23 protein-coding genes are annotated in these 21,156 nt (G+C 64.5%); 15 read left to right on the forward strand and 8 right to left on the reverse strand.

What is annotated here, in order from left to right; genetic code table 11:
• Positions 1–83: 83 nt before the first annotated feature.
• Both PKE80_RS09595 and PKE80_RS09600 read right to left on the reverse strand, forming a co-directional pair.
• Positions 84–512 carry a DUF2958 domain-containing protein gene (locus PKE80_RS09595; RefSeq protein WP_271182309.1) on the reverse strand — a complete coding sequence of 143 codons (429 nt, stop codon included), beginning with the start codon at positions 510–512 and terminating at the stop codon, positions 84–86.
• Positions 509–1,576, reverse strand: a complete 1,068-nt coding sequence (locus tag PKE80_RS09600; RefSeq protein ID WP_271182310.1) for an ArdC family protein — start codon at positions 1,574–1,576, stop codon at positions 509–511. The genes PKE80_RS09595 and PKE80_RS09600 overlap by 4 nt, the downstream gene beginning before the upstream one ends.
• Positions 1,577–2,195: 619 nt before the next feature.
• Here PKE80_RS09600 and PKE80_RS09605 point away from each other — a divergent pair.
• The 9 genes from PKE80_RS09605 to PKE80_RS09645 all read left to right on the forward strand — a co-directional run bounded on the left by PKE80_RS09605 (position 2,196) and on the right by PKE80_RS09645 (position 11,682).
• Positions 2,196–2,609 (forward strand): sigma factor-like helix-turn-helix DNA-binding protein, encoded by a 414-nt coding sequence (locus PKE80_RS09605; protein WP_271182311.1) that lies wholly within the window; start codon positions 2,196–2,198, stop codon positions 2,607–2,609.
• Positions 2,610–2,946: 337 nt separating this feature from the next.
• Positions 2,947–3,423, forward strand: coding sequence for a helix-turn-helix domain-containing protein (locus tag PKE80_RS09610; protein ID WP_271182312.1), 477 nt, complete (start codon positions 2,947–2,949; stop codon positions 3,421–3,423).
• A gap of 55 nt (positions 3,424–3,478) precedes the next feature.
• A complete protein-coding gene (locus PKE80_RS09615; protein ID WP_271182313.1) occupies positions 3,479–3,757 on the forward strand; it encodes a hypothetical protein in 279 nt (92 codons plus the stop codon).
• A gap of 34 nt (positions 3,758–3,791) precedes the next feature.
• Complete coding sequence (locus PKE80_RS09620) at positions 3,792–4,268, forward strand: hypothetical protein (protein WP_271182314.1); 477 nt, start codon at positions 3,792–3,794, stop codon at positions 4,266–4,268.
• Between the two features lie 391 nt (positions 4,269–4,659).
• Positions 4,660–5,040 (forward strand): winged helix DNA-binding protein, encoded by a 381-nt coding sequence (locus PKE80_RS09625; RefSeq protein ID WP_271182315.1) that lies wholly within the window; start codon positions 4,660–4,662, stop codon positions 5,038–5,040.
• A 243-nt stretch (positions 5,041–5,283) separates the two neighbouring features.
• The gene (locus PKE80_RS09630; RefSeq protein WP_271182316.1) at positions 5,284–5,814 is read left to right on the forward strand and encodes an RNA polymerase sigma factor; all 531 of its coding nucleotides are present in this window, start codon (positions 5,284–5,286) and stop codon (positions 5,812–5,814) included.
• On the forward strand, positions 5,811–6,884 hold the full coding sequence (locus tag PKE80_RS09635; protein ID WP_271182317.1) for a FecR family protein: 1,074 nt from the start codon (positions 5,811–5,813) through the stop codon (positions 6,882–6,884). The genes PKE80_RS09630 and PKE80_RS09635 overlap by 4 nt, the downstream gene beginning before the upstream one ends.
• Positions 6,885–6,965: 81 nt before the next feature.
• Positions 6,966–9,575, forward strand: coding sequence for a TonB-dependent receptor (locus PKE80_RS09640; RefSeq protein WP_271182318.1), 2,610 nt, complete (start codon positions 6,966–6,968; stop codon positions 9,573–9,575).
• 1 nt (position 9,576) lies between these two features.
• Complete coding sequence (locus PKE80_RS09645; protein ID WP_271182319.1) at positions 9,577–11,682, forward strand: Atxe2 family lasso peptide isopeptidase; 2,106 nt, start codon at positions 9,577–9,579, stop codon at positions 11,680–11,682.
• On the opposite strand, the gene PKE80_RS09650 is transcribed toward PKE80_RS09645, so the two are convergent.
• The 6 genes from PKE80_RS09650 to PKE80_RS09675 form a co-directional block, all read right to left on the reverse strand.
• Positions 11,609–13,384, reverse strand: a complete 1,776-nt coding sequence (locus PKE80_RS09650) for an asparagine synthase-related protein (protein WP_271182320.1) — start codon at positions 13,382–13,384, stop codon at positions 11,609–11,611. The two genes, PKE80_RS09645 and PKE80_RS09650, sit on opposite strands and share 74 nt — an antisense overlap.
• The gene (locus tag PKE80_RS09655; RefSeq protein WP_271182321.1) at positions 13,381–14,070 is read right to left on the reverse strand and encodes a lasso peptide biosynthesis B2 protein; all 690 of its coding nucleotides are present in this window, start codon (positions 14,068–14,070) and stop codon (positions 13,381–13,383) included. Before PKE80_RS09655 ends, PKE80_RS09650 begins: the two co-directional genes overlap by 4 nt.
• Positions 14,071–14,122: 52 nt before the next feature.
• On the reverse strand, positions 14,123–14,263 hold the full coding sequence (locus PKE80_RS09660) for a benenodin family lasso peptide (protein WP_271182322.1): 141 nt from the start codon (positions 14,261–14,263) through the stop codon (positions 14,123–14,125).
• 152 nt (positions 14,264–14,415) lie between these two features.
• Entirely contained in the window at positions 14,416–15,033 is a 618-nt protein-coding gene (locus PKE80_RS09665) for a GntR family transcriptional regulator (RefSeq protein ID WP_271182323.1), read from the reverse strand.
• Positions 15,023–15,559: a helix-turn-helix domain-containing protein gene (locus PKE80_RS09670; RefSeq protein ID WP_271182324.1), complete on the reverse strand. Its 537-nt coding sequence runs from the start codon at positions 15,557–15,559 to the stop codon at positions 15,023–15,025. The genes PKE80_RS09665 and PKE80_RS09670 overlap by 11 nt, the downstream gene beginning before the upstream one ends.
• 55 nt (positions 15,560–15,614) lie before the next feature.
• Entirely contained in the window at positions 15,615–15,971 is a 357-nt protein-coding gene (locus tag PKE80_RS09675) for a hypothetical protein (RefSeq protein ID WP_051587188.1), read from the reverse strand.
• 722 nt (positions 15,972–16,693) lie between these two features.
• Between PKE80_RS09675 and PKE80_RS09680 the strand changes: the two genes are divergently transcribed.
• The 6 genes from PKE80_RS09680 (at position 16,694) to PKE80_RS09705 (ending at position 21,123) form a co-directional block, all read left to right on the forward strand.
• Positions 16,694–17,470 carry a DsbC family protein gene (locus PKE80_RS09680; RefSeq protein ID WP_036529992.1) on the forward strand — a complete coding sequence of 259 codons (777 nt, stop codon included), beginning with the start codon at positions 16,694–16,696 and terminating at the stop codon, positions 17,468–17,470.
• 197 nt (positions 17,471–17,667) lie between these two features.
• Complete coding sequence (locus PKE80_RS09685) at positions 17,668–17,985, forward strand: hypothetical protein (RefSeq protein ID WP_036529948.1); 318 nt, start codon at positions 17,668–17,670, stop codon at positions 17,983–17,985.
• A 115-nt stretch (positions 17,986–18,100) separates the two neighbouring features.
• Positions 18,101–18,367 (forward strand): type IV conjugative transfer system protein TraL, encoded by a 267-nt coding sequence (locus tag PKE80_RS09690; RefSeq protein WP_036529949.1) that lies wholly within the window; start codon positions 18,101–18,103, stop codon positions 18,365–18,367.
• 5 nt (positions 18,368–18,372) lie between these two features.
• Positions 18,373–19,023, forward strand: a complete 651-nt coding sequence (locus PKE80_RS09695; protein ID WP_036529951.1) for a TraE/TraK family type IV conjugative transfer system protein — start codon at positions 18,373–18,375, stop codon at positions 19,021–19,023.
• Positions 19,007–19,774, forward strand: coding sequence for a type-F conjugative transfer system secretin TraK (locus PKE80_RS09700; RefSeq protein ID WP_036529952.1), 768 nt, complete (start codon positions 19,007–19,009; stop codon positions 19,772–19,774). Before PKE80_RS09695 ends, PKE80_RS09700 begins: the two co-directional genes overlap by 17 nt.
• Positions 19,771–21,123, forward strand: a complete 1,353-nt coding sequence (locus tag PKE80_RS09705) for a TraB/VirB10 family protein (protein ID WP_081799217.1) — start codon at positions 19,771–19,773, stop codon at positions 21,121–21,123. The genes PKE80_RS09700 and PKE80_RS09705 overlap by 4 nt, the downstream gene beginning before the upstream one ends.
• Positions 21,124–21,156 lie beyond the last annotated feature (33 nt).

Below are 21,156 nucleotides of genomic sequence, written 5' to 3' on the forward strand. Positions count from 1 at the left end.
TCGCTCCCGAATGCCTTGAGAGGGCGGACCGGCCTTGGATCGGGCGACGAACGGCCGCCCCGCGTCATCCGTCCGAACCGGGGTTACGGAGGCGGAAGGTCGTGAAGCGTGTCGTCGCCGAATGGCTGTTCCGGGGCGGGATCGGGCGACAACCGGCTGAGGAGTGTGTCGGCGTGAAGGATCGATCCTGCCGCGCGGGCGGTGTCTGCCCAGACCGAGAGACGATGGACGCTCACAAACGCAAGGTCGCATTCGATGCCCATGCCGAAGGGCAGGCGCACCGCGCCGATCTCGCGCAGGCTGAAACAGCCCAGTTCCGGGCAACCGAACCCGAGGTCGGCAAGGCCGAACAGGGTGTCCTCGTCGGCATAGAGTTCGCTGGCGAGCCATGTCGCGGGGCCGAGCGGATTGAAAAGGCGCACCACGGGCGCGGGATCGAAGAAGGTGTCGCGGGCGCTCTGCTCGGCGTTGGCGAGCAGCCGCGCGCGCAGCGGATCGGGCAGGATGATCATGCCAGCGCCCTCCCCGCTTCGGCCCGGTCCGGACCATTCGCGGGCAAGGCGAATCCCTGCGCGCCGTGCGGCTGAACCGGGGCCAGCGCTTCGGCATCGGCTTGGGCTTCGGCATGACGGGCGAGCAGCCAGTCGGCGGCCTTGCTGGCGGCGCTGGCCGCCCGGAAGATCGCCCGGCTGTCCTCGCGCAGCACCGCGATCCACGCACCGAGATAATCGGCATGCCGCACGGTGGGGACGATGCCCAGCGCCGCGCACAGGAAGGCCGAACCCATTTCGGCGACCAGTTCCTCGCGCGCGTAGTCCTTCGAACCGAATGGATTGGTGAGGTCGCGGCCCAGCCGTGAAGCATGGCCGGTGGCGTGCGTCAGCTCGTGGAGGCAGGTGCGGTAATAGTTGACCTGCTCGTGGAAGGCAGGCTGCGGCGGCACCTGAACATAGTCCGCGCCGGGGGCGTAGAACGCCTTGTCGCCGCCGATGCGCAAGTCCACCCCGCTAGCGGCGATGACGCGTTCGGCGAGCGGGATGATCTCGCGTTCGGGCAGAGGGGCGGAATCGCTGCCGGGCAGGCTAGCCAGCCCCTCGACCTGTGCGATGTTGAAGACGGTGAAGCGCTTGAGGAAGGGCACCATGCGGGCGTCCTCGCCGGTGTCGCGCGCGCGCTGCTTCTCGGCCTCCGGGGTGAAGCGGTCGGCATAGACGACCGTGGTGCCGTGCTCGCCCTTGCGGACCGCGCCGCCCGCCTGCTGCGCCTGCCGGAAGGTCAGCCAGCCCTGCGAGGGCCAGCCGTGCTCGATGACCGCGCCCCACAGGATCAGCACGTTGATACCGGAGTAGTTTCTCCCGGTGACGGCGTTGCGCGGAAGGCCGGGAGCCGGCGTCGTCGATGCTTCGCCCCGGACACTGGCCCAAGGCTGGACCCACGGAAGGCACCCTTCCTCCATCTGCGCGACGATGCGCCGCGTGACTTCCTCGTAAAGATCGGCCCGCTCGCCGCCCGAACGGCGCTTGCGACATGGAGCCGACGACCGGGCCCCATCCGGAACCTCTCGACAATTGGACATGGCTAACCTCCTGCCCCGCCCCAAACCACCATGGCCTCCCCCGGCGGAGCGGGGGTGGGCGGCACCAGCGACCGGAAGAGGCCCGCCGCCAAGCGGCGCCGCGCATCCCAGCCGCCCCCGCAAGCGCAGCGGCGGGGCGGCGCAGGACCGTAACGGCAGTGAAGGAGCCGGCCCCTGAGGGCCGGCTTGCCGGCGACGCGGGCGGGCCTAGAAGGGAGCGCGCCCACCCGCGCTCCGCCCGGGAGGCCGCCAACCGACGCCGCGCGCGATGAGCGCGCGTCCGCTCCCGGGCGGGCAAGGCCCGCACGACCAGCGCCATGCGATCGTCACCGGCAGGCCGGAAACCGCGGCAGCGGGATCCGGGGCCGGCGCGCGGCGACACGGGCGGTCAGCCCGCCGCGCGCAAGGCCTAGAGCGCGGTCGCGGCAAAGCCGCGAGGCGCCCCACTCACGCAAGACATTTACCGGGGCCCGATGCAGGGCAAAGCAGTCTGGCGCATCGCCTCGCGCTTCGCCATCATGGTGCCCGCAACCGCGGCGAATGCGCGGCAAAAGACAAGTCGGTTCGGATCGAACCGGGAGAGGACGTGCCAGCCGAAAGCGCGAGACAGCGAGGTACGATGGCGATGCAGAGCAGGAACCATAACCAGGCGCAGATCGCCGCAGGCAGCGAGCGCCGGGACCGGATATCGCGGTTGCGCAGCGAAGGATGGACCTTCAAGCGCATAGCGGCCGAACTGCACATCAGCCAGTCGCGGGCGGCCCAGATCCACAAACGGGCGGTCGAACTGGACGAACAGGCAAGCAGGACGATCCCGGCCCACCGGATCACGCGGCAAACCCCGATCGAGATACTGCCTTTGAGCATTCGCACCAGCAGCGCCCTGCTCAACGGGGGCTATCGGATTTTCGGCGATCTCCTGCCGTTCGACCGCGCCAGGCAGCGCCAGGTGCTGGGGCTTCTCAATTTCGGCCGCGCATGCCTCGACGAGCTTGCGGACCTCATGACTGCGACAGAGCCGGTGCACGAATGACGGCTATCTTGGCGCGGCAATGCCACCCATATCTTCCGGCGGCACCATAGACGTCCACCATCGCCTCCCTGAGATGCCTGCGGGGATCCCGATCGCGACAAAGGCGTGACAATGCGGTCGAACGCCATCTATCCTCTGACTCGATAGGGGAATGTACCGGACGACCATAAGTCCGTCAGGACGCGCCGGTGCTCGACAGAGGATGGCTGAAGGCCACGTACGATCCGCAGTCATTGCAGGGAAGCGCCATTGGTGACCAGGAATCGCAAGCCATTGAGAAGCGCACGACGGGCCCGCGTGCACTTCGACGAGCACGTCACCGGCGAGGGGCGCCCCGATGCCCGATAGGAAGAAACGCGATTTCGAACGGCTGACACCGCGGCAACGCGAATGCCTGAGGATGGTCTACGATCGCCTGGTGTCCAAGGAGATCGCCGAAAAGCTGGGCATCAGCTCCAACACCGTGGATACGTATCTCACGGAAGCGATCGCCATCCTCGGAGCGAGGAATCGACGCCACGCCGCAGCGCTGTTCCATGAATATGAAGCCGGTCAAACGACCCCCCGGAAATTCGAACTCGAATCTTCGCGGGTCGTGGAACCCCTTGTTTTCGAGACACAAGAGGGGCGGGGAGCACAGATCCTGGGATCGCTCGATCTGCTTCCCCTTCGCAACAAGGGAAACAACGGCAATGACCTCAACGCAAACCACCGTATCTTCTGGAGCGCCCAGCTGGGTGTCGCCCTCGCCATCGGCTTCGGCATGCTCGTCGTCGGCCTCGAGGTCGTCTCCCGACTGCTCGGACCGCAGTGAGCGCACGGTTCCGTTCGTCGATGTGCTGGTCAGCGAGCTGCATGCCTACGAGAGATTGCTGCAGTCGCTGTACGCCAAGGGAGGCGAGCTCGCCTGCGCCGCCATTGCGGCGCAGGCGGGTCACAACGTCTCGCCGATTGCCGGGCACCAGATCCTGGCGTCTATCAGCAACGCCCAGTTGATGGTTTCGTCCGCGCTCGGTCACATGGCGGACGGTCACCGGCAGCTCGAGACGCTGGGCCGCAAGATGGGCCTCGACGTCACCGCCTTCGGGGACGTCCTCAAGCCGCCATCCGAAGGTGCTGCACGAGGTCTAGCAGGTATCGCCGCATGATCGCCGGCATGACGACGAGGCACGGGAGCCCGGCTTGACAGGCATCGTGGTCTTCGCCGCGATGATGGTCGCCTTGGCGGTCCAAGCTGCACTGCGGGGAGGCGCGCCCGAACGGATCGCGGCTACCTCCCTAGCAGCGGCGGCACTCGTGACCTGGTTCGCCAACGGTGACACTGCCTCGACCTTCACGCAGGTACGATGGGACATTCTCTGGATCGACGCTGGCCTGTTGTGTGTGCTTCTGGCCGTCGCGCTGACCGCCGACCGATTTTGGCCGATGTGGATAGCGGCCTTCCAACTCGTCACGGTCGCGGGGCACGGGGCCCGAGGATATGCGCCCGATATCCTGCCATCGGTCTACTGGTGGCTTCTGGGCAAGACCTGCTATCCGATGATGGCGCTGCTGTGCATCGGCATCGAGCGGCACCAGCGGCGACTGCGTGAAGGGCTGCCGGAGTTCGCCTGGACCAGGCACCGCCATCACATCGAAGGTGGCGAAGCAGGCCGGTGACACCGGCCAGTTGGCTGCCGACTGTTTTCCGCAACACATGAAGCCGAGAAGCCCGTGTCGCACGGTGATCAGACGATGCACGGCCAATGCCGATCGCGCTTCGGCATGCGCGCCGCAACCTCCAGCGCCATTTAGGAGCAGTGAACATGGGAAACTCGAACCCGCCGGCAGCCGGCACCGCCTCAACACAGCAGCTTGCCCGGGTACGCTTGGTCCATACCTCGCAGTGGCGGCTCGGTGCCAACCCGCGCGGCGCGCATGTGAGGACGCCGATTCGAACGCTGCTTAATCGGGGACCACGGTCGCACGCGAACTTCCGGTGTCTCTGGTCGGTTTGCTCCCTCGGGCCCGATTGGCGGCTCAAGCCCGATCGGCCGGACGGGATGGTGCGATGACGACGCGAGCGGGGCGCCCATGCTCAAGGCGCGCGCTCGGGAAGACCTCGGCGGCAAAGCTGCTTTGCGAGGTCCATCGAACGGTAGAGGCCCATCTGGGCCGGGAACTGTTCTCTTCACCCGCCCTGGAGATGATCCTGGATCTCTACGCCCGCGACGAGAAGCGCCCCATATCCCTCAAGACTCTCTGCGGCGCGGCAAGCGCACCCACGCGAACGGCCCTGTTCACCATCAACCGCCTCGTCGAGCATCGCATCCTTGCCCGTCATCCCGACGCCAGCGATGGCCGGCGCACGAACGTCGAACTGACTACAGCAGGGCATCGCATGCTGGACGATTGTCTCGCGCAGATCCTGAAGATCATCGGCAAGGATTGACTGCCCTGCCACTCACTTGATGTTGCGCCGGGCGGCTATGTCCTGCAAAGTATGTCCACGGTCTGAGCATTGCCGGCAGCCAGACCGCGGAATAGCCCGCCTTACGCATTATGAGCGTCCATCCATAACGGTCGGACGAGAGCATCGGCCCAGCTCCGGCATCTTCGGATGGTCCGCTCATGATTTTCTGCGCCCTTCTCGAGCGATCGGCTATAGCCGATCGCCTTTCCAGACATTGATCCCGTGCCCGATCCCGGCGACGGTGCACAGGATGCACACTGCGCGAGCGACCGGCAGCTCGAGGACGTCTATCGGTTGCAGGCGCCCGGCCTCGCCCGATATTTCCGCGCGAGATTCCGGGGGCAGGAAGATCCGGAGGACATGGTCCAGGATCTCTTTGCCCGGTTGGCCGCCGGGCGTCCGCTACAGGAGCTGCGAAACCCTCAGGCCTACCTCAGGCGCATCTTGCGCAACTATCTCATCGACAGGAACCGGCGCGAACGGCGGGCTCCGGCCATGCTGCCGCTGGACGGGATCGAGCCCGCTGTACCTCCGAGCCAGTCGCATGCGATCGAGGTGATGCAACTGCAGGACCGCTACCGGGCCGGTGTCGAGGCGCTCGCGCCGCGCACCCGCGAGGTGTTCCTGATGCACCGCGTCGAGGAAATCAGCGTCAAGGCAATTGCAGATCAGCTCGAGATCAGCTCCAGAACCGTCGAATGGCATCTGGCCCAGGCGATCATGAAGATCGGCGAGATATTGGAACGCGAATGACCCAGGATCCCTCATCGCAAGGCCAGAACGGCGAAACGCTGGAGGAAGAGGCTGCTTACTGGTTCTCGCGCATGCGCGGCCCCGAAGCCGAACAGCATACCGCCGAATTCGAGAACTGGCTGGCGCGCGGCGCATTGCACCGGGCAGCGTACAATCGCGCGGGCGAGATCTTCGCGCTAGGAAAGTTCCTTTCTGCCGCGAATGCGCGCGATGCGAGCGCACAAACTCTCGAACCTGCCGAGGAGCCCGGTCAGTCGATCCGGCAACGCCGAACAACTCGCTGGGCGGTCACGGTGATGACCGTGTTGCTGGCGGCGGCCACCGCGTGGCTTGTGCTGCAGCATTTCGACGCTCCAGGTTCCGGCGCCAATCTCCCACTGGCGGCACAGCGGCCTGCTCCGGGCAGTCTTGTCCTGGCGACAGAGAGCGGGCAGCGGCTTATCCAGTCGCTGTCGGACGGCTCGGTGGTTACGCTTGAGGCGGGCAGCCGATTGCTGGTGACGTTCGGTTCAAGCAATCGGATCCTGTCCCTCCAATCGGGAAAGGCGCGTTTCGACGTCGCGCATGAAGTCAGACCTTTCGTGGTGCGGGCCGCTGGCGGCAGCGTCACCGCGCGCGGCACGGTCTTCGACGTCGCGATCGACAAGGCACACGAAGTCAAAGTTCTGCTCCTGCGCGGGAGCGTGGATGTAGCCTTGCCCGCGAGCCCGAAAGTCCCTCCCGCGATACGACGTCTGGCACCCGGGCAGACGACCTCATTCGCGGGTCTGCCGGACCCGCCTGCGCTATCGTTCACCGCTGCGGCCGGTCCCTTCCCGACTGGCGAAGAACCTCGTGACACCGGACCTGTCATGGACTTCGACAACATCCGCGTCGGAGCGATAATCGACCGCGCCAACCTGGCAGGCGGCAAGCCGATCAGCCTAGCAGCTGCGGGAATTGCCGAACGAAGAATCTCAGGTCGCTTCAGCTTTTCGGATTCAGGAAGCATCGCCGAGCGGATCGCCCTGATGTTCGACCTGCGCGTGGACCATTCCGACCCTTCGAGGATCGTGCTTCACCAACGATAGACCGCGCTCTGCGAAAAAATTCGCACCACCACCCCGTAGTAGTCCAATCACCCCGTCCATCCCTCTTGTCGGATCCGAACAATGGATCGCCACATGGGGGCAAAAATGCAGGGAATTCGAAAACTACGGGGTATCATCCTTTCGGCTGTCGCGATTGGGGTCCTGAGTACGTCGGCAATGGCGCAGGAACGACAGACACGGCAGCAATACGATCTCGAGCAGTCTGACCTGGGGGCTGCGCTGCGGCTTCTATCGAGGCAGTCGGGCCTTGAGATCATCTACCCGGCCGAACTCGTGGAGGGCAGGCAAACCGCAGCCCTCCACGGCCGGTACAGCGTGCGCGAGGCGATGGCCATCGTGCTGAAGGGAACCGATCTGGTCGCCGAATTCAGGGCGGACGGGATAGTCCTGCGGGGGCGAAAAGAGGCGCCGGGCGAAATAGGCGCGCGTCCGGTGGGACAGGACATCGTGGTCACAGGCAGCCGCATCCACACGAGCATCAGTTCGTCACCGCTGTCGACCACCAGCCGCGAAAGCATTCTCGACAGGGGGCAGACCGATCTGGGCGGTTTCATCCGCTCGATCCCGCAGAATTTCACAGGAGGCCAGAATCCGACGGTCTTCGTGAGCAACGACACCAGCGAAAACGTCAACAATTCGTCGGCCTTCAACTTGCGCGGCCTTGGCCCGGACGCGACGCTGACACTGATCAACGGTCACCGCGTTGCCTATGATGGCGTCTCGCAGGGCGTCGATGTCTCGGCGATCCCGCTGTTGGCGATCGAGCGGATCGAGGTCGTCGCGGACGGCGCTTCCGCGATCTATGGATCCGATGCCGTGGGCGGCGTCGCCAATATCATCCTGCGCCGCGATTACGACGGCGCCAAAGTTGGCGCGCGCTACGGCTTCACGGCCGACGGAGGGTTCGAACAGCAGCAATATTCCGCGATCGCGGGCCGGCGCTGGCAGAACGGCGGCATATTCGTCGCAGGGGACTTCACAAAATGGACAGCGATCAAGGCTCGTCAGCGCGACTACGCGACGTCCTTCTCGCCGAACGACCCCATCCTTCCCGCCCAGCGACAGTTCAGCGCGGTACTCGCAGGGCATCAGGTCCTGAGCGACGACGTGGAATTCTCGATCGACGCACAGTACAACAACCGGCGCTCGCCGAACGGATACTCGAACACGCCGCCCCTCGACTTCTACAGCGACGGGCAGGCCATAAACCGCAAGCTCGAAGCATTCAGCGTGGCTCCGACAGTGGCCGTCCGCCTGGGGTCGGACTGGAGCGCCACATTCACCGGAATGTACAGCGAGAGCAGTACCCACATCCTCAATCGCGCCTTCTTCGGGAGCAATGAGCGGCAGCGGACGGCGCTACTCTACGACAACGCGGCGAAATCCGCCGAGCTGGGCGTCGAGGGCGGCATCGTGGAACTTCCCGCAGGCACGGTGCGGCTGGCATCGGGCCTGGGTTGGCGTTCAAACGGCCTGAAGATGCGAAGTGCGGTGACGGCATCGGGCGTGACGACGACGTCCGGCGCATTCGACGCCGATCGCGGTGTCCTGTTCGCCTACGGCGAGGTCAGCGTCCCGATCTTCGGGGAGGCCAATGCCCTGCCGGCCCTGCAGGCACTGACCTTGAATGCAGCCGCACGCTATGAGCGCTACGATGGCGGGCAGGACGTGGCGACGCCCAAGATCGGAATCGCCTATGTGCCGCTCAAGAGCGTGACGCTCAGTGCAACCTGGGGAAGGTCGTTCAAGGCCCAGACCCTTAATCAGGAGTTCCAGGAAAAGAATGTCGCCTTGCTCGGCGGCGGCTCGATCGCTGGCTACCCGGCAACCCGGACATTCCTCTATCTCTATGGTGGCGGCACCGATCTCAGACCTGAAAAGGCGACGACCTGGTCGGGAACGGTGGCGTTCGAACCTGCATTTCTGGAGGGTCTGAAACTTCAGGCCACATACTATGACATCCGTTTCCGCGACCGTGTCGCCCTTCCGCTCACAAGCGTCTACGCGGCGCTATCGAACCCTCTCAATGCCGACCTGCTCGTCTTCGATCCAACGCCGGAGCAGCAGGCCGCATTGATCGACGCATCCGTCTTCGGCTTGCGGAACTATACCGGCCGCCCCTACGACCCTGCCAACGTCGGGCTCATCGTCGATAACCGCCTTCGCAACGCCAGTAAGGTGGCGGTCAAGGGTGTCGACCTCGCGGCGGACTATACGTTCGAGACGTCCTCAGGCACACGTTTCAACCTCCACGCCGGCGCCAGTTACCTGGAAAGCAGGAAACAGACGAAAGCGGGTGCCGACTATGTGACGCTGGCCGGAACCATCTACGATCCGCCGCACTGGCGCGGCCAGATGGCCTTCGACTACCAGTCCGGACCGATCAACGCCAACGCGACCGTCAACTACATCGGCGGCGTCGTCGATGACCGTTCCAGCACCCCGTACCGGATAGGGTCATTTGTTTCCGCAGATCTGACCCTGCGGCTTCGCTCGCCGGCAGACGAGGGTTTCCTGGCGGGTATCGAAAGCACACTGGCGGTACAGAACCTGTTCAACGAGAAGCCGGACCGGGTGACACCGCTCAGTTCGCTCGACCCGACGTGGGATTCGACCAATTACTCCTCCGTCGGACGGGCGATCAGCATTTCCGTATCCAAGGCGTTCTGAAATGGCGGGCCGGATTTCTTGGGCGACGGCGATCGCGATCGGTTGGACGTTCGCGATCCACGCACCCGCGATCGCGGGTGAATGCCCGGCACCCAGCTCCAGCCCTCGGGTCGCACCGGGACGGGTGATATCAGCCGAGGACGTCGTCGCAATCCGCGACCTTGGCGGCCCGGATGGCGAGGGTTTCGCAACCTCGCCATCCGGCACCTTCGCTGCGGCAATGATGCGTGGCATCGACGTGGCGGCCAACGTCTCCTGCACCGATGTCGTGGTCGTCACCGTTCGCGACGGTCGCGCACGCGTCGTCGATGACGGTGGCGATCCTGTCATCAGGAGTGTCGAATATCGAGGCAAGGTCGGCTTTCCGATGGGTCCTCTGCGGATTTCGTCCATACAGTGGTCCCCGGACTCGACCTGGTTCGCCTACCTCAAGAAACATGACGGACGGGTCCAGTTGTGGATCGCCGGCCCCGCCATGCCGCCGCGTCAGGTTTCGCGCACGCAATGGGATATCGATGGGTTCGTCGTCGAAAGCGCGGGCAGGATAATCATCTGGGGGCAACCCGGCCTTGCCGAAATGCGCAAAGCCATCACGATGGAATCCCGGTCTGGCTATCATTTCGATGGCCGCTTCTCGCCCATGACCGCGAAGACACCGTTCTCCCCCGCCGGGGTGGCAACGGAGTACTTCGCGCTCGATCCGGGTTCGGGATCCTTGCGGACCGCGTCCGCCGAGGAGAGAGCGGGTGTGTCACAGGCTCGCAACAGCACCGGAAGCGCACGTGACGGCGCGGGAAACCGTGCATTGCGGGTGTCGACCGATGCCATGAAGGGTCTATGGCGCATCGGCGTCGAGGGCGAGAACGGCGGCCGGGAGTGCCTCGATCCCAGATGCGAAGGCCGAGTATCGGCGCCTTGGTGGTCGGAAGACCGGCGGATCGTCTACTTCGTGCGGCAGGAAGGCTGGGCGAACCGGACGGCGGCTATCTACGCCTGGACGCCCGGCACCGGACGTATCCAGCCAATCCTGGCATCCCAAGCGGTGTTCGCGGCCTGCGGAGATGCGCGCGGGTCGGCGATCTGCCTTCGGGAGGATGCAGCGACACCGCGACAAATCGTCCGTCTCGACTATGCTACCCGAAAGCTGCGCGTGGTGTTCGACCCGAACCCTGGTCTCACGGCCTTGCGAACGGGTGATGCGCGCGAATGGCGGGCTACGAACGATCTGGGGTTCCAGTGCTTCGGCCATCTCGTTCGTCCCGTCGATTACCGTCCCGGCCGCAGCTATCCGCTTGTCGTGATCGGATACGAGGATCGGGGATATCTGCGAGGAGGAACGGGTGATGAATACCCGGTGCAGGCATTTGCCGGTGCCGGGTTCGCCGTGCTCACCTACAACTCGCCACCGATGCTGGGCATTGCACGCGGCGGAAAGAGCTTCAGCGAAATCGAGCGGATCAACATCGACGGGGATGCCGAGAGGCGAAGCATACTGTCTTGCATCGATCAGGGCGTGAAAAACGCAGTGGCGTCGGGCATCGTCGACAAGCGCCGCATCGGTCTGACCGGGTTCAGCGACGGTGTCACGAGCGCACAGTATGCGCTCATCAATCGCGACTGGGTTGCGGTGGCGGCGCTCAGCCACGGTACGTGGGAACCCAATTACGCCCTCGCCGTCGGCCCTTCCGCCGAGCGCGACCTTGTGGACCTCGGGTATCCGTCATTCCTCGACCCGCAGAATGCCTTCTGGATGCGCAACAGTCTGCGCCGCAACGCCGCACGAATCCATGCGCCAGTCCTGCTGCAGGTGTCGGACGCCGAGTTTTCTTCAGCACTCGAAGGATACACCGCACTGGCTGCGGCGGGCAAACCCGTCGACATGTTCGTTTTCCCGGACGAATTTCACGTCAAATGGCAGCCTGCCCACCGGCTCGCCATCTACAAGAGGGCGATCGACTGGTTCTCCTATTGGCTGGTCGACGGATGGAGCGCCAGTCCCGATCGCGCGGCCGAAGTCGCACGATGGGCCGCCCTCAGACACGCCGCCGCACCTGCATCGCCATCCCTTCCCATCGCTCGCACCACGCTTCGGCCTCCAGGAGAGTGAGGATGCGCACGAATTCCGTGCCTGCAATCTGGCGCCCGCTGGCGAGAATACCCACCAACGCCTCCCTGTCGAGGATTCCGGCAGCGGCGATGCGTCCGTCGAGAAGGCGCTCCGCGATCTCGTGCCGGCGCGTGTGAATGAGGCGCGAACAGAAGCCATCGGGCCCGCCCTTGGTGCGGCGTGCGACGATCGCCGGCGGCAGGACCTCTCGAAACGCCTCGCGCGCCACCGATCGGTCCCGCCCGCCGGCGCACCACTCCCAGCTTGGGATCGCGAGGCAGGCTTCGATTACCGGCTGTGTCATCAGCGGTGTCGCCACGTCGATCCCGAGTGCCCCCTCATTGGCTTGGAGGTGGTTCTGAATCCGGAGCAGCTGGGCGACGTGTGCGGCTTTGCCCGGCAGGATTTTTCGAGGCGCGTCGAGCCAGGGATGCGTCGGCGAGACCTGCGCGCATTCCTCCCTGCATTCCGCCGAAAGCAGCATGGGATCGGGAGACCATGCATATCGCCGCGCGGAGGTGGGAAGCTTTCGCGCAGCATTGCGCAGTGCGGCAACCGGACCACAGCCGTTGAGCGCGCAGATATCAACGAGGGTGCGCATGGCTCGGGGCCCAATGCCTTCGGCGAGCAGTCTGTCTGTGAGAGCGGTTGCCGTCTGAGAATAGCCGAACACGTTGTCGCCGCCATTCCCGCTCAGGAACCCGTCGGCGTGATGCGCGTGCGCTACCCTTCGGATCGCTGCGTTGTAAGCCTGCGCCTCGGCCCGCGACGTAGGCCGTGGTAGGTCCGGCGATGCCGCCCTGGAGAAATCGACGTCCGCCACGCTGTACTGAGCAACCAAGAGCGGCAGATCGAGCACCTCGCTGAGGTGGCAGGCATAGTCGTAGTCGTCACCATCGGGCTCCCCGGTGTGCAGTGTGATCGCTACGAGGTCGGCCTTTCGCCGCATGGCCATCGCCGCGACTATCGAGGAATCGAGGCCGCCCGAGATACCGATCGCCATCCGGCTATGGCCGGCGACGGAGGCCGCCACTGCCTGACCTACTGCCCGTCGCAAGGTATCGGCAGCAGCGCATCGATCGAACGAGGCTTGGTCACCGACATGGTCCCAAGGGGACCAGACTGGCTCCGTGACCACCTCGCCTTGACGAATTTCTGCACGAAAACCGGGAAGCAGTTCGCACAGGCCTTCGATCGCCGTCGTGGCGGCCGGCAATCCCGCCGAATGAAGATGACGCGCCAAGGCCTGCCAGGCCACCCGCGGTGTCCAAATCGCCGACCCTGCGAGCACATCGGCATCCGATGCGAAGACATGGGCATGGCCTATCCGTGCGTGGACGCATTGAACCGCGCCCGATGGATCCCGCAGAACCCAGGATCTGTTCTCGCCGCTCAGCAAGGCGACGTAGTTGCCCCAGTATCGCTCTACGAGATGGCCCCCTGCGGAATCGACGATCGCCGAGACCTCGGTGGAATCCAGTGATGCCACGGGGCTTGCAGGCCCGTAGCGTGGATACAGGTCGCCCACCACTACCCCTCGGCCGTCAAGATCGATGCACGTCGTTCGCCGGTCGGCGAGCCCGATGGACATCGATCCGCCGAGCGGCGGGGACCAGGATGGGCCGCTGCCAAGCACCTCCGCGAGCATTTCGCGTTCGCCCCGCTCGCCGCCAACGATCATCGCGTACCGGGCCACCGTCATAACATGAAGATCGGTGTGAAGAGCGGCGCTTGCCTCTGGTCGTCGTGTATCACCCTGCCCCGCGATTGCACCCAGGCATGCGCGCGAAACGGATTGGAGCGAACCCCGATGACGAGATCGGGAGCGAGATTTTGCGACAATGCCATCGAAAGGAATGCGATCGACCGGCCAAGACAGCGGTTGCTCGGGGGAAGAAGAAGGTCAGTACGCCGTATCGCCGCTTCCAGCAGCGCAAACTGCATATCGGCCTCCTGTTCGCATCCCTCCTCCGGCGCCGCGGCGACCATCCGCTTGCGCCGCCGCAGGCGTTCCGTAAGCGACCGGAAACTCAGCGTGCGAAGTGCCATTTCCGCCCGTGCCTGCGCAATCGCGCCCAGAAGGGACAGGCCGAGTGAGGCGCTCGTTGTCGGCGCAGTGAGATCGAGGAGATCGATCTGCGGCAAAGGAATGACGGGAACCCGCAAATCTGCTGCGTCACTTTCCACGCAGAGCTTTCGCGCGGTTAGAAACGCCGCGGTAGACGGGGCGAGTGTCGCCGTGGCCTGACCGGTTATGGATGCGATGAACGCTTCCTCGTGACGAGGAGGCAAGCCGCTGAAGCGGCCTGTGCGCAGGTCCATGAAGATGACCCGACCTCCAGCCAGGCAGTAAGTGACGCCCGGCGCTATAGACTGTCCCATGGCCATGCCCTCGAGATGTCAATGGGACGGCAAGCATAGCCGCCGTCCCATCGCCGTGTCAGTCCTCCTCGGAGAGGCCGATGTTCTGGCGCAGACCACCCTGCGAGTCCGAAGGGACGTCGCCGGTGCCCTTGGTCTCCACCTCGATGGCGCCGAGGTCGATCAGACCTTCGCGGTCGTGCTGTTCGTTGCGAGCCATTGTACACTCCTGTGTAAGCCGCCAGGATTGACGGCAACCCAGAAGTAACAGGCCCGAGCCGATGAGACACTGAATATATAAGGCAAAAGTTGCCTTATATATTCAGTGTCTCATCGAAGCTTATTCTGCCTGTCCGTAAAACCCGAGCGCCATCAATATTCATCCAGTATTTCCCGCGTGCGTTCAACTCGCCTCACATGATACTTTGCTATGCGCTTCGCCAGAACCCCGCGTATGTCCACCAGGCCATTGCGGGTTATGGTTCGAAGCTCTCCCAGCACATGTCTGAAAACCCTCGTTTCAGCGATGCGTGCGTGATGAAGTCGTTCATTCAGGCTCTGGCTTTGCGCCATGATCTCCGTATTGGCCGAGGTCCAGGCGATCGAATTGAACAGTGAAGCCGTATATCGCGCGATATCCCTCGGGTCAGTCTCGGGAGCATCATGGCGGTAGGCCTTGATGACCTGCCTGAGCTTCTGGTTGTCGGCGAGTGTCAGGGCCGTGACTATCAGATGCTGATGGTAGGCATACATGTCTGCAAGCCCGGTTCCGTCAGGAAGGAGGGGCCGAAACCCGCCTTCAGGCCGATGTTCGAACAGGCGCTCGCCGACCAGCCTCGCCAGGACCTCGCGAACCGGCGTCGCGCTCGTGAGATGACGATCGGAGATCGCCTTGATGTCGATGCGCTCCCATGGCCTGAACTCGCCGGCGAGGAAATCCCGTTTGATCGCCAGATAGATGCGCTCCTGCGTAGCGGGATCAGGAGCCATCGAGACGTCTCGGCCTCAGATAGGATACGTTCCAGCGCGGCGTCAGCGCGCTTGTCATCTGTTCGAGGTGCCGCTCGGCGACGACCTCGATACACAAGCGCTCCATCTCGCGAAGATCGCCGCCGCCAAGTTGATGCGGAAAACTCATCTTCTGCGCGAAGAACATCAGCGGTATCAGGATATGACCGGTCGAGATTTCGAGACGGTACGCGCACAGCAAATGATCATCGAGCCTGGCCCTGGGATTTCCCGACTCGATCTCTCGAAGCCAGCGAATGCCCATGCCCAGAGCATCCGCGAGTTCGCGCTGGGTCAGCCCATTTCTTTTCCTTGCTTCCTCAATTCGCCGTCCCGACTGTTCCTTTATGTAAGGAAGCGGGCCGCCGGCGACGGAAGCCGCACAATCTAGCGACATTTCCGAGTGTCCTCCTGACGAGAAGAAGGCGCCCAGCCAAGGCTTGCTGCATTGCACGCTAGGTGTGCATACCACCTGCGTCAAATGGAACTGCGGCAATACTTGCGCCATCTACGTACAAAATGACGCTTCCGTTACAACGCGCCATGTATGACAGTGCATCCGTTCAGTTCAATCTGACGCGCTCATAAGTCGCTCGAAGTTGATCGGCCTCGACCCGGAGAAGGTACATGAGCGCGGCGATGTAGATATTGGCCAGCAGGGGCGACGGGATGCCCGGCGACGCGCGGGCAACATCATCGGCGATCCGCGCGGCCGTCATGTTGAGACCTTTGGGCGCTCCCAGATGGTGCTCCTGATCGCCGTCGAGACCGGCTCCGGCGATGGTGGCCAGAAGTTCCTCGACGATGGAAGCGGGCGCGGTATCGAGACATTCGACCGCGATCTGCAATGTCGTTCCCCAGGCTATCAGGCCTCGGGTCGCCCTGATCAGGTGGCAGTGGGCATCAATCAGGAGATCCATGCCCGCCGGTGATAGCCTGAGTTTGAACGTTCGCGATTGTCTGGTCATCGTCGGACCCAGCCTCCCTTGGTACAGCGTTCAAAATGATCCGTCTGTTCACAACGTACCTCTGGCACCTCATTGTTCGGTTTCTGCCGCGAGCGGCACTGAGATGCCGTTTCATTACTATTTGAGACCTGGAAGACTGAATACCGGCCATCGCAGCCACTAAGCGTTCAATGTGGCCGTAACTGCACAAGCCCGGCACTTCAGTGCCCTGCCGATTGCGTGCCCGGCCCTATCGCGTCATCTCTCTGCTCGTTCCCCGGGGGAACCCACCGAACGGCTCCCGGATCGAATGTATGCAACGTCATTGCCGCCTTTCGCTGCGATGTCGCCCGCCCGCAAACCAACGAAAAGGAGCCATGCCGTGCCTGCATGTCCCCGGCGCCTGTCGCCGCTCGTGATGACGCTCACCGGCTTGACCGCCATACCGGCGATGGCCGCCGACAGATCGCCCCCCGGTCCCGCTGCGCAAAGATGCCCGGACGGACCCGCCATCATCGAAGCTCGCAACGACAATGGCTTCGTGATCACGTGCAAGTCCCCGCCCCATTTGCCAACTGCAGCGCGTCATGCGAGCCCTTCACCGACCCCGGTCGGTGCAGCGACCCTGTTCGACAACGCGCTTCTCGCGCAGACGCCCTTCCCGGCCGGTGGCGCCGGTTCCAACGGAGATGGCCATGCACCTCGGCGCTAGTCTGGCGATATCGTGGGCGGTGGCTCTGTCATCCCCGGCGATCGCTCAGGAAATGACGGCCGGATCGGATGCCGCCACGCTCGGCACGGCCGCGGCCCAGGCTCAGGAGCAACTGCGCCAGACCTTCACGAACCTGCAGTTCGAGGACTTCGGACCGGCGCCTGTGAAGGGCCCCGTATATCAGGCGAATGCGGGCGGGCGCATCATCTATTTTGCGCCGGAAAGCGAGCATCTGCTTTTCGCGGCCGTCTACGACAAGAACGGCGTCAACGTCACCGCGCTCGCGCAGGATGCTTCATCGCGCCGCCGCCTTGGCGCCATCCCGCTTCAGGATGGCCTGATGATCGGCCCGGCGGGAGCACCCGAGGTCATCGAATTCACCGACCCCGATTGCCCTTACTGCCAGGCTCTCGAGCGGTTCTGGGAAGCCAAGGCCGCCGAAGGTCGCCCGGTACGCCGGCGGGTCTACTTCGTGTCGGGCATGCACCCGAAGGCGGCCGCTCTCGCGGAGCACATCCTATGTTCTCCTGACCAGCAAGCCGCCTTCATGCAGGTCTATTCCGGTTCCAGGCCGGATGCCCTGGGCAAATGCAGCAGCGGTGCGGAGAAGGTGAAGCGTGACATGGCCGCCGTTCACGGGGTGGGCATAGCCGCGACACCGACAATCATCATCAATGGCCGTGTCATCTCCGGGTTTCAGCAGGCCGAACTCGAAGCGTTCGTGACCGGCCATTACGCCGACGCCCCGAACCGCCGCTGAAAATCACCATTGATGGCGGGCCACGGCTGCTAGTCCGCGCGGGCTTTTGCCGAACGCGCGGTGGCAACGACGAGGACCGAAATGCCGGTGGCACGCACCTGACGGGTGCCGTCCAGCGCTGCCGCCGGCCGGAGACGATACTTCATCGCGACCGGCAGCACTCATGCGGACGGCTCCCGACAGAAAGGAAACCTCTCATGCTGAAACTCATCACCGGAAGGACGGGTCGCACGATCGACGCGGCCACGCTTTTCCTCATCGCCGCGATGGCTGCCGCAGGGGCGGCCCATGCCTTCGCGGCGCCCGCTACTGGCGATCTCGGCTACGACATCTACGACATCGTGGTGAACCAGGGCGTCAAGGGACCGCTGGGCTTCGTTGGCGGTGTCGCCGCGTTCCTCTTCGGCGTCTCGCGCCTGTTCTCCAACATCATGATCGGCATCCCCACGATCGTCGCCGCGGTCGCCCTCATCAAGGCGGATTCGATCCTCCAGACCTTCGGCATGGTCATCTGAACTTCGTCCGGCGCGCGTGCCCCAGGGCCGCGAACCGCGTCGTCCGAAACGGGAAGTGATGGTCACTTTTCCGTAAATCGCGCTCCCCAGCGTGATGAAGCAAGGGAGAAGGGCATTGGAAGAACGCCTGCCCCAGTACCTGCATCGTCCGGTCCAGATCCTCTGGTTCGACAGCCAGGAATTCGTCGTCGTGATCGCCGCGGTGTTCGTCGCGGTCATCATCGGCGGGATCCTCGGGTGGGCCCTCATCGGTGTCCTTCTCCTCTTCATCCCCTGGAAGCGCAGCAAGCCGCGCGGTTTCATCCCGCATCTCGCCTGGCGCTGGGGGCTCACCCGCTTCCGCCATTATCCGGGTCCCACGCAGACCCGCTTCTTCGAGTAGGTGCGATGGTCAATCCCTTCCCAGGAACCGAGCCCCGCCGGGATGCCCGCGCCGACCTGATCGGCGACGTCCGGCCCAGTTGGCACCTCCATCGCTATCTCCAGGGTTCGGCGAACCTGTTCGAGGAGAACCGCCTGCTGAAATTCGCGATCGCGGGCCTCTTCGGCATTACCGCGGTCCTGGGCACCGTCCTCTACACCTCGGGTCAGAACCAGCGCACGGTCGTCGTGCCGTTCGGCGCGGGCGGCGACCTCTACGTCACCGGCAACAAGCCTTCGGCCGCTTATCTCCGCACGATCACCTTCAATGTCGTCGCCCTTGCCGGAACCTATTCCGCCTATTCCGCCGATCGCCAGTTCCAGGAGCTGCTGAGCCTGGTCCACCCCAGCGCCTACAATGCCATGCGCGACAGCCTCACGCGGCTTGTGGGAGAACTCGCGACCAATCCGACCCTGTCGATCGCCACGTACATCCGGGGCGACCAGCCCGTGACCTTCACTGCCAGCGAGATCGTCGTTCCGGTCGAGAAAGTGCGGGTGATCGGCGGCGTGATCCGCAAATTCCGCGGAAATTTGCGGATCCGATACGCGATCGAAAACGGTCGCTTCTGGCTCACCGCCCTCCAGGAGGAGAACTTCAATGCCGAAACCCGGTAGCGTTCCCGCCCTCGCCGTCCTTGTCGTGCTCGCGGGAACACCCCTGCCCGCTCAAGCACAGACCATCGCTGCGATGCCCGACCAGACGAGCCGCATCCGTCTCTCGAACCGCGACGTCAACCACGTGGTATGCCAGGGCGGGGACATCGAGGATGTGCGGTTCTCGGCCGAGAAAGGCATCGCCGTCGAACGCGGCGGATCGGATGCGTGGATCAAGTTCCTCGTCCACGAGACCGATGATCTCGGTGCCAGGACGCGCACGTACGCAACAGAGCCCTCGGAGTTCTTCGTCGCCTGCAACGGCGCGATCTACCCGCTTTACGCCGAACCCTCGGACATAGCGGCACAAACGGTCGTGCTGATGCCGGGAGCGGCCCAGCGCGCCAGCGCGAACGAGGCTTTGCTGGCCCCGATGGCCGAGGAGGAACGCGCGGTGGGCATCACCCTTGCCGTCCTGCAGGACCGCGTTCCTGCCTCCTTCTCGCCGGTTGCACCGACACGCCGCCGCATCGCGCTGAGCGCCGTGCCAGGCATCACCTTGTCCGAGCGCCAGCGCCTCGAGATCGATGGTTCCGGCCTCTCGATGAGCGAATATCTCGTGACAGCCGAGACGCCGACCGCGCTCGACGAACGCGACTTCATCGACAGCGCGCTGGGTGACGATCTGTTCGCCCTCACCTTCGATCGCCTGAATGCCGGCGCCGGCGAGACCGCCCGGCTGATCGCCGTACGGCGGAGCGCGCGGCCATGACCCGCCAGGGTGAACCCGGCGCGGCGCGCGCTGACCTGCCGGCAACCGACGCAGCCACAGACGGCGCGCACTCCGACGTCCGACAGCGGCGCAGCCGCCAGCGCCCCGCTGGCGAAGCGCGGCAGGTCGAGAGCGGCGTCGCTGCGACCCTGCGCAGGAAGTGGTCTCGGCTCAGTTCAGACCAGCGGCTTCGCGCGAAGCAGGTGACGGTGGCCTGCGGTATCGCCCTGCTCGGCGCTGGCCTCTACGCGGCAAGTTCGGGCAGCGACGAGGCGGCTCCCAAGGGGCCGGAAGCGTCGAAGCTCGACATGGGGGCCGGACTTCGCGGCGACAGCCTCGAGGTGAAGCTCCGCGGCGATCTACAGAAGATCCTCGACGGGCAGACGCTGCTTGGAGATCGTGTCACCGCGATCGAGGAAGGCAAGGTCGGTCCTGCCGCCCCCGGCGCCGACGGCTTGCCGCCACTTCCCGGGGAAGACGGTCTTCCTCCGGCGCTGCCCGGCCAGATCCCGGCCTACCCCCCGGCGCCCGCGGAAGCGCGCGGCGAGGCGGGCAGCCTGCCCGCGCCTCCCGGGGTGCCATCGGCCCCCGCCGCCCCGCCCGCGCCGCCGACCGAACGTCAGGTGGGCGCGATCGGAACCGCGACGCCGGCGCTTTCAGCAGAGGGAGGCGCGGCCGGCGGGGCACGGTCAAAAAAAGCCAATCGGACGATCTATTTGCCACCTGGTTTCATGAAGGCCCGGCTGCTGACGGGGATCGACGCGCTGGCGAGCCGGGACGCAACGACAAACCCTGAGCCGATCATAGCGAGGGTCCAGGCACCCGCCGTCCTTCCCAATGACGTGAAGGCCAACCTCGCCGGATGCTTCGTCGTCGGCAATGCGACCGGCAGCCTGGCCAAGGAGCGGGTCGAAGTGCAGCTGGTTTCGATCTCCTGCGTCGATTTCGACGAACACGCGGTGATTGACCAGACCATCAAGGGTTTCTTCGTCGATACCGATGGGAAGAAAGGTCTCTCCGGCAAAGTCGTCACCCGGGCGGGTGCGACGCTTGCCCGCTCGTTCATCGCCGGGACCATCGCCGGCATCTCGCAAAGCGTCGAAGGCACGTTTGGCAGCGTCTCCACCTCGGCGCTGGGCAACGTGCGCTCGCTCGATGCCGCCGACGCGGCGAAAGCGGGGATCGCCGGTGGGTTCTCGCGCTCATCCGACAAACTGACCGACTTTTACCTCGACCTTGCGCGCCAGGCAGGCCCGGTCGTCGAGGTCGGTGCCGCCAAGGACGTCGTCGTAGTCATCCAGGAGGGCCTTGCCCTCGAGATCAGACCCTCGGTCGGGAGCAAGCTGTGATGCCTTCCATCACATTAAGCAGAGGAACGCGCT

This window comes from Novosphingobium resinovorum, assembly GCF_027922145.1.
Taxonomy (GTDB): domain Bacteria; phylum Pseudomonadota; class Alphaproteobacteria; order Sphingomonadales; family Sphingomonadaceae; genus Novosphingobium; species Novosphingobium resinovorum.

Coding starts and splice junctions, on each gene's coding strand:
- PKE80_RS09595 (WP_271182309.1), bottom strand. CDS start 512: ATGATCATCCTGCCCGATCCGCTGCGCGCGCGGCTGCTCGCCAACGCC.
- PKE80_RS09600 (WP_271182310.1), bottom strand. CDS start 1,576: ATGTCCAATTGTCGAGAGGTTCCGGATGGGGCCCGGTCGTCGGCTCCA.
- PKE80_RS09605 (WP_271182311.1), top strand. CDS start 2,196: ATGGCGATGCAGAGCAGGAACCATAACCAGGCGCAGATCGCCGCAGGC.
- PKE80_RS09610 (WP_271182312.1), top strand. CDS start 2,947: ATGCCCGATAGGAAGAAACGCGATTTCGAACGGCTGACACCGCGGCAA.
- PKE80_RS09625 (WP_271182315.1), top strand. CDS start 4,660: ATGACGACGCGAGCGGGGCGCCCATGCTCAAGGCGCGCGCTCGGGAAG.
- PKE80_RS09635 (WP_271182317.1), top strand. CDS start 5,811: ATGACCCAGGATCCCTCATCGCAAGGCCAGAACGGCGAAACGCTGGAG.
- PKE80_RS09640 (WP_271182318.1), top strand. CDS start 6,966: ATGGATCGCCACATGGGGGCAAAAATGCAGGGAATTCGAAAACTACGG.
- PKE80_RS09645 (WP_271182319.1), top strand. CDS start 9,577: ATGGCGGGCCGGATTTCTTGGGCGACGGCGATCGCGATCGGTTGGACG.
- PKE80_RS09650 (WP_271182320.1), bottom strand. CDS start 13,384: ATGACGGTGGCCCGGTACGCGATGATCGTTGGCGGCGAGCGGGGCGAA.
- PKE80_RS09655 (WP_271182321.1), bottom strand. CDS start 14,070: ATGGCCATGGGACAGTCTATAGCGCCGGGCGTCACTTACTGCCTGGCT.
- PKE80_RS09660 (WP_271182322.1), bottom strand. CDS start 14,263: ATGGCTCGCAACGAACAGCACGACCGCGAAGGTCTGATCGACCTCGGC.
- PKE80_RS09665 (WP_271182323.1), bottom strand. CDS start 15,033: ATGGCTCCTGATCCCGCTACGCAGGAGCGCATCTATCTGGCGATCAAA.
- PKE80_RS09670 (WP_271182324.1), bottom strand. CDS start 15,559: ATGGCGCAAGTATTGCCGCAGTTCCATTTGACGCAGGTGGTATGCACA.
- PKE80_RS09675 (WP_051587188.1), bottom strand. CDS start 15,971: ATGGATCTCCTGATTGATGCCCACTGCCACCTGATCAGGGCGACCCGA.
- PKE80_RS09680 (WP_036529992.1), top strand. CDS start 16,694: ATGCACCTCGGCGCTAGTCTGGCGATATCGTGGGCGGTGGCTCTGTCA.
- PKE80_RS09685 (WP_036529948.1), top strand. CDS start 17,668: ATGCTGAAACTCATCACCGGAAGGACGGGTCGCACGATCGACGCGGCC.
- PKE80_RS09695 (WP_036529951.1), top strand. CDS start 18,373: ATGGTCAATCCCTTCCCAGGAACCGAGCCCCGCCGGGATGCCCGCGCC.
- PKE80_RS09700 (WP_036529952.1), top strand. CDS start 19,007: ATGCCGAAACCCGGTAGCGTTCCCGCCCTCGCCGTCCTTGTCGTGCTC.
- PKE80_RS09705 (WP_081799217.1), top strand. CDS start 19,771: ATGACCCGCCAGGGTGAACCCGGCGCGGCGCGCGCTGACCTGCCGGCA.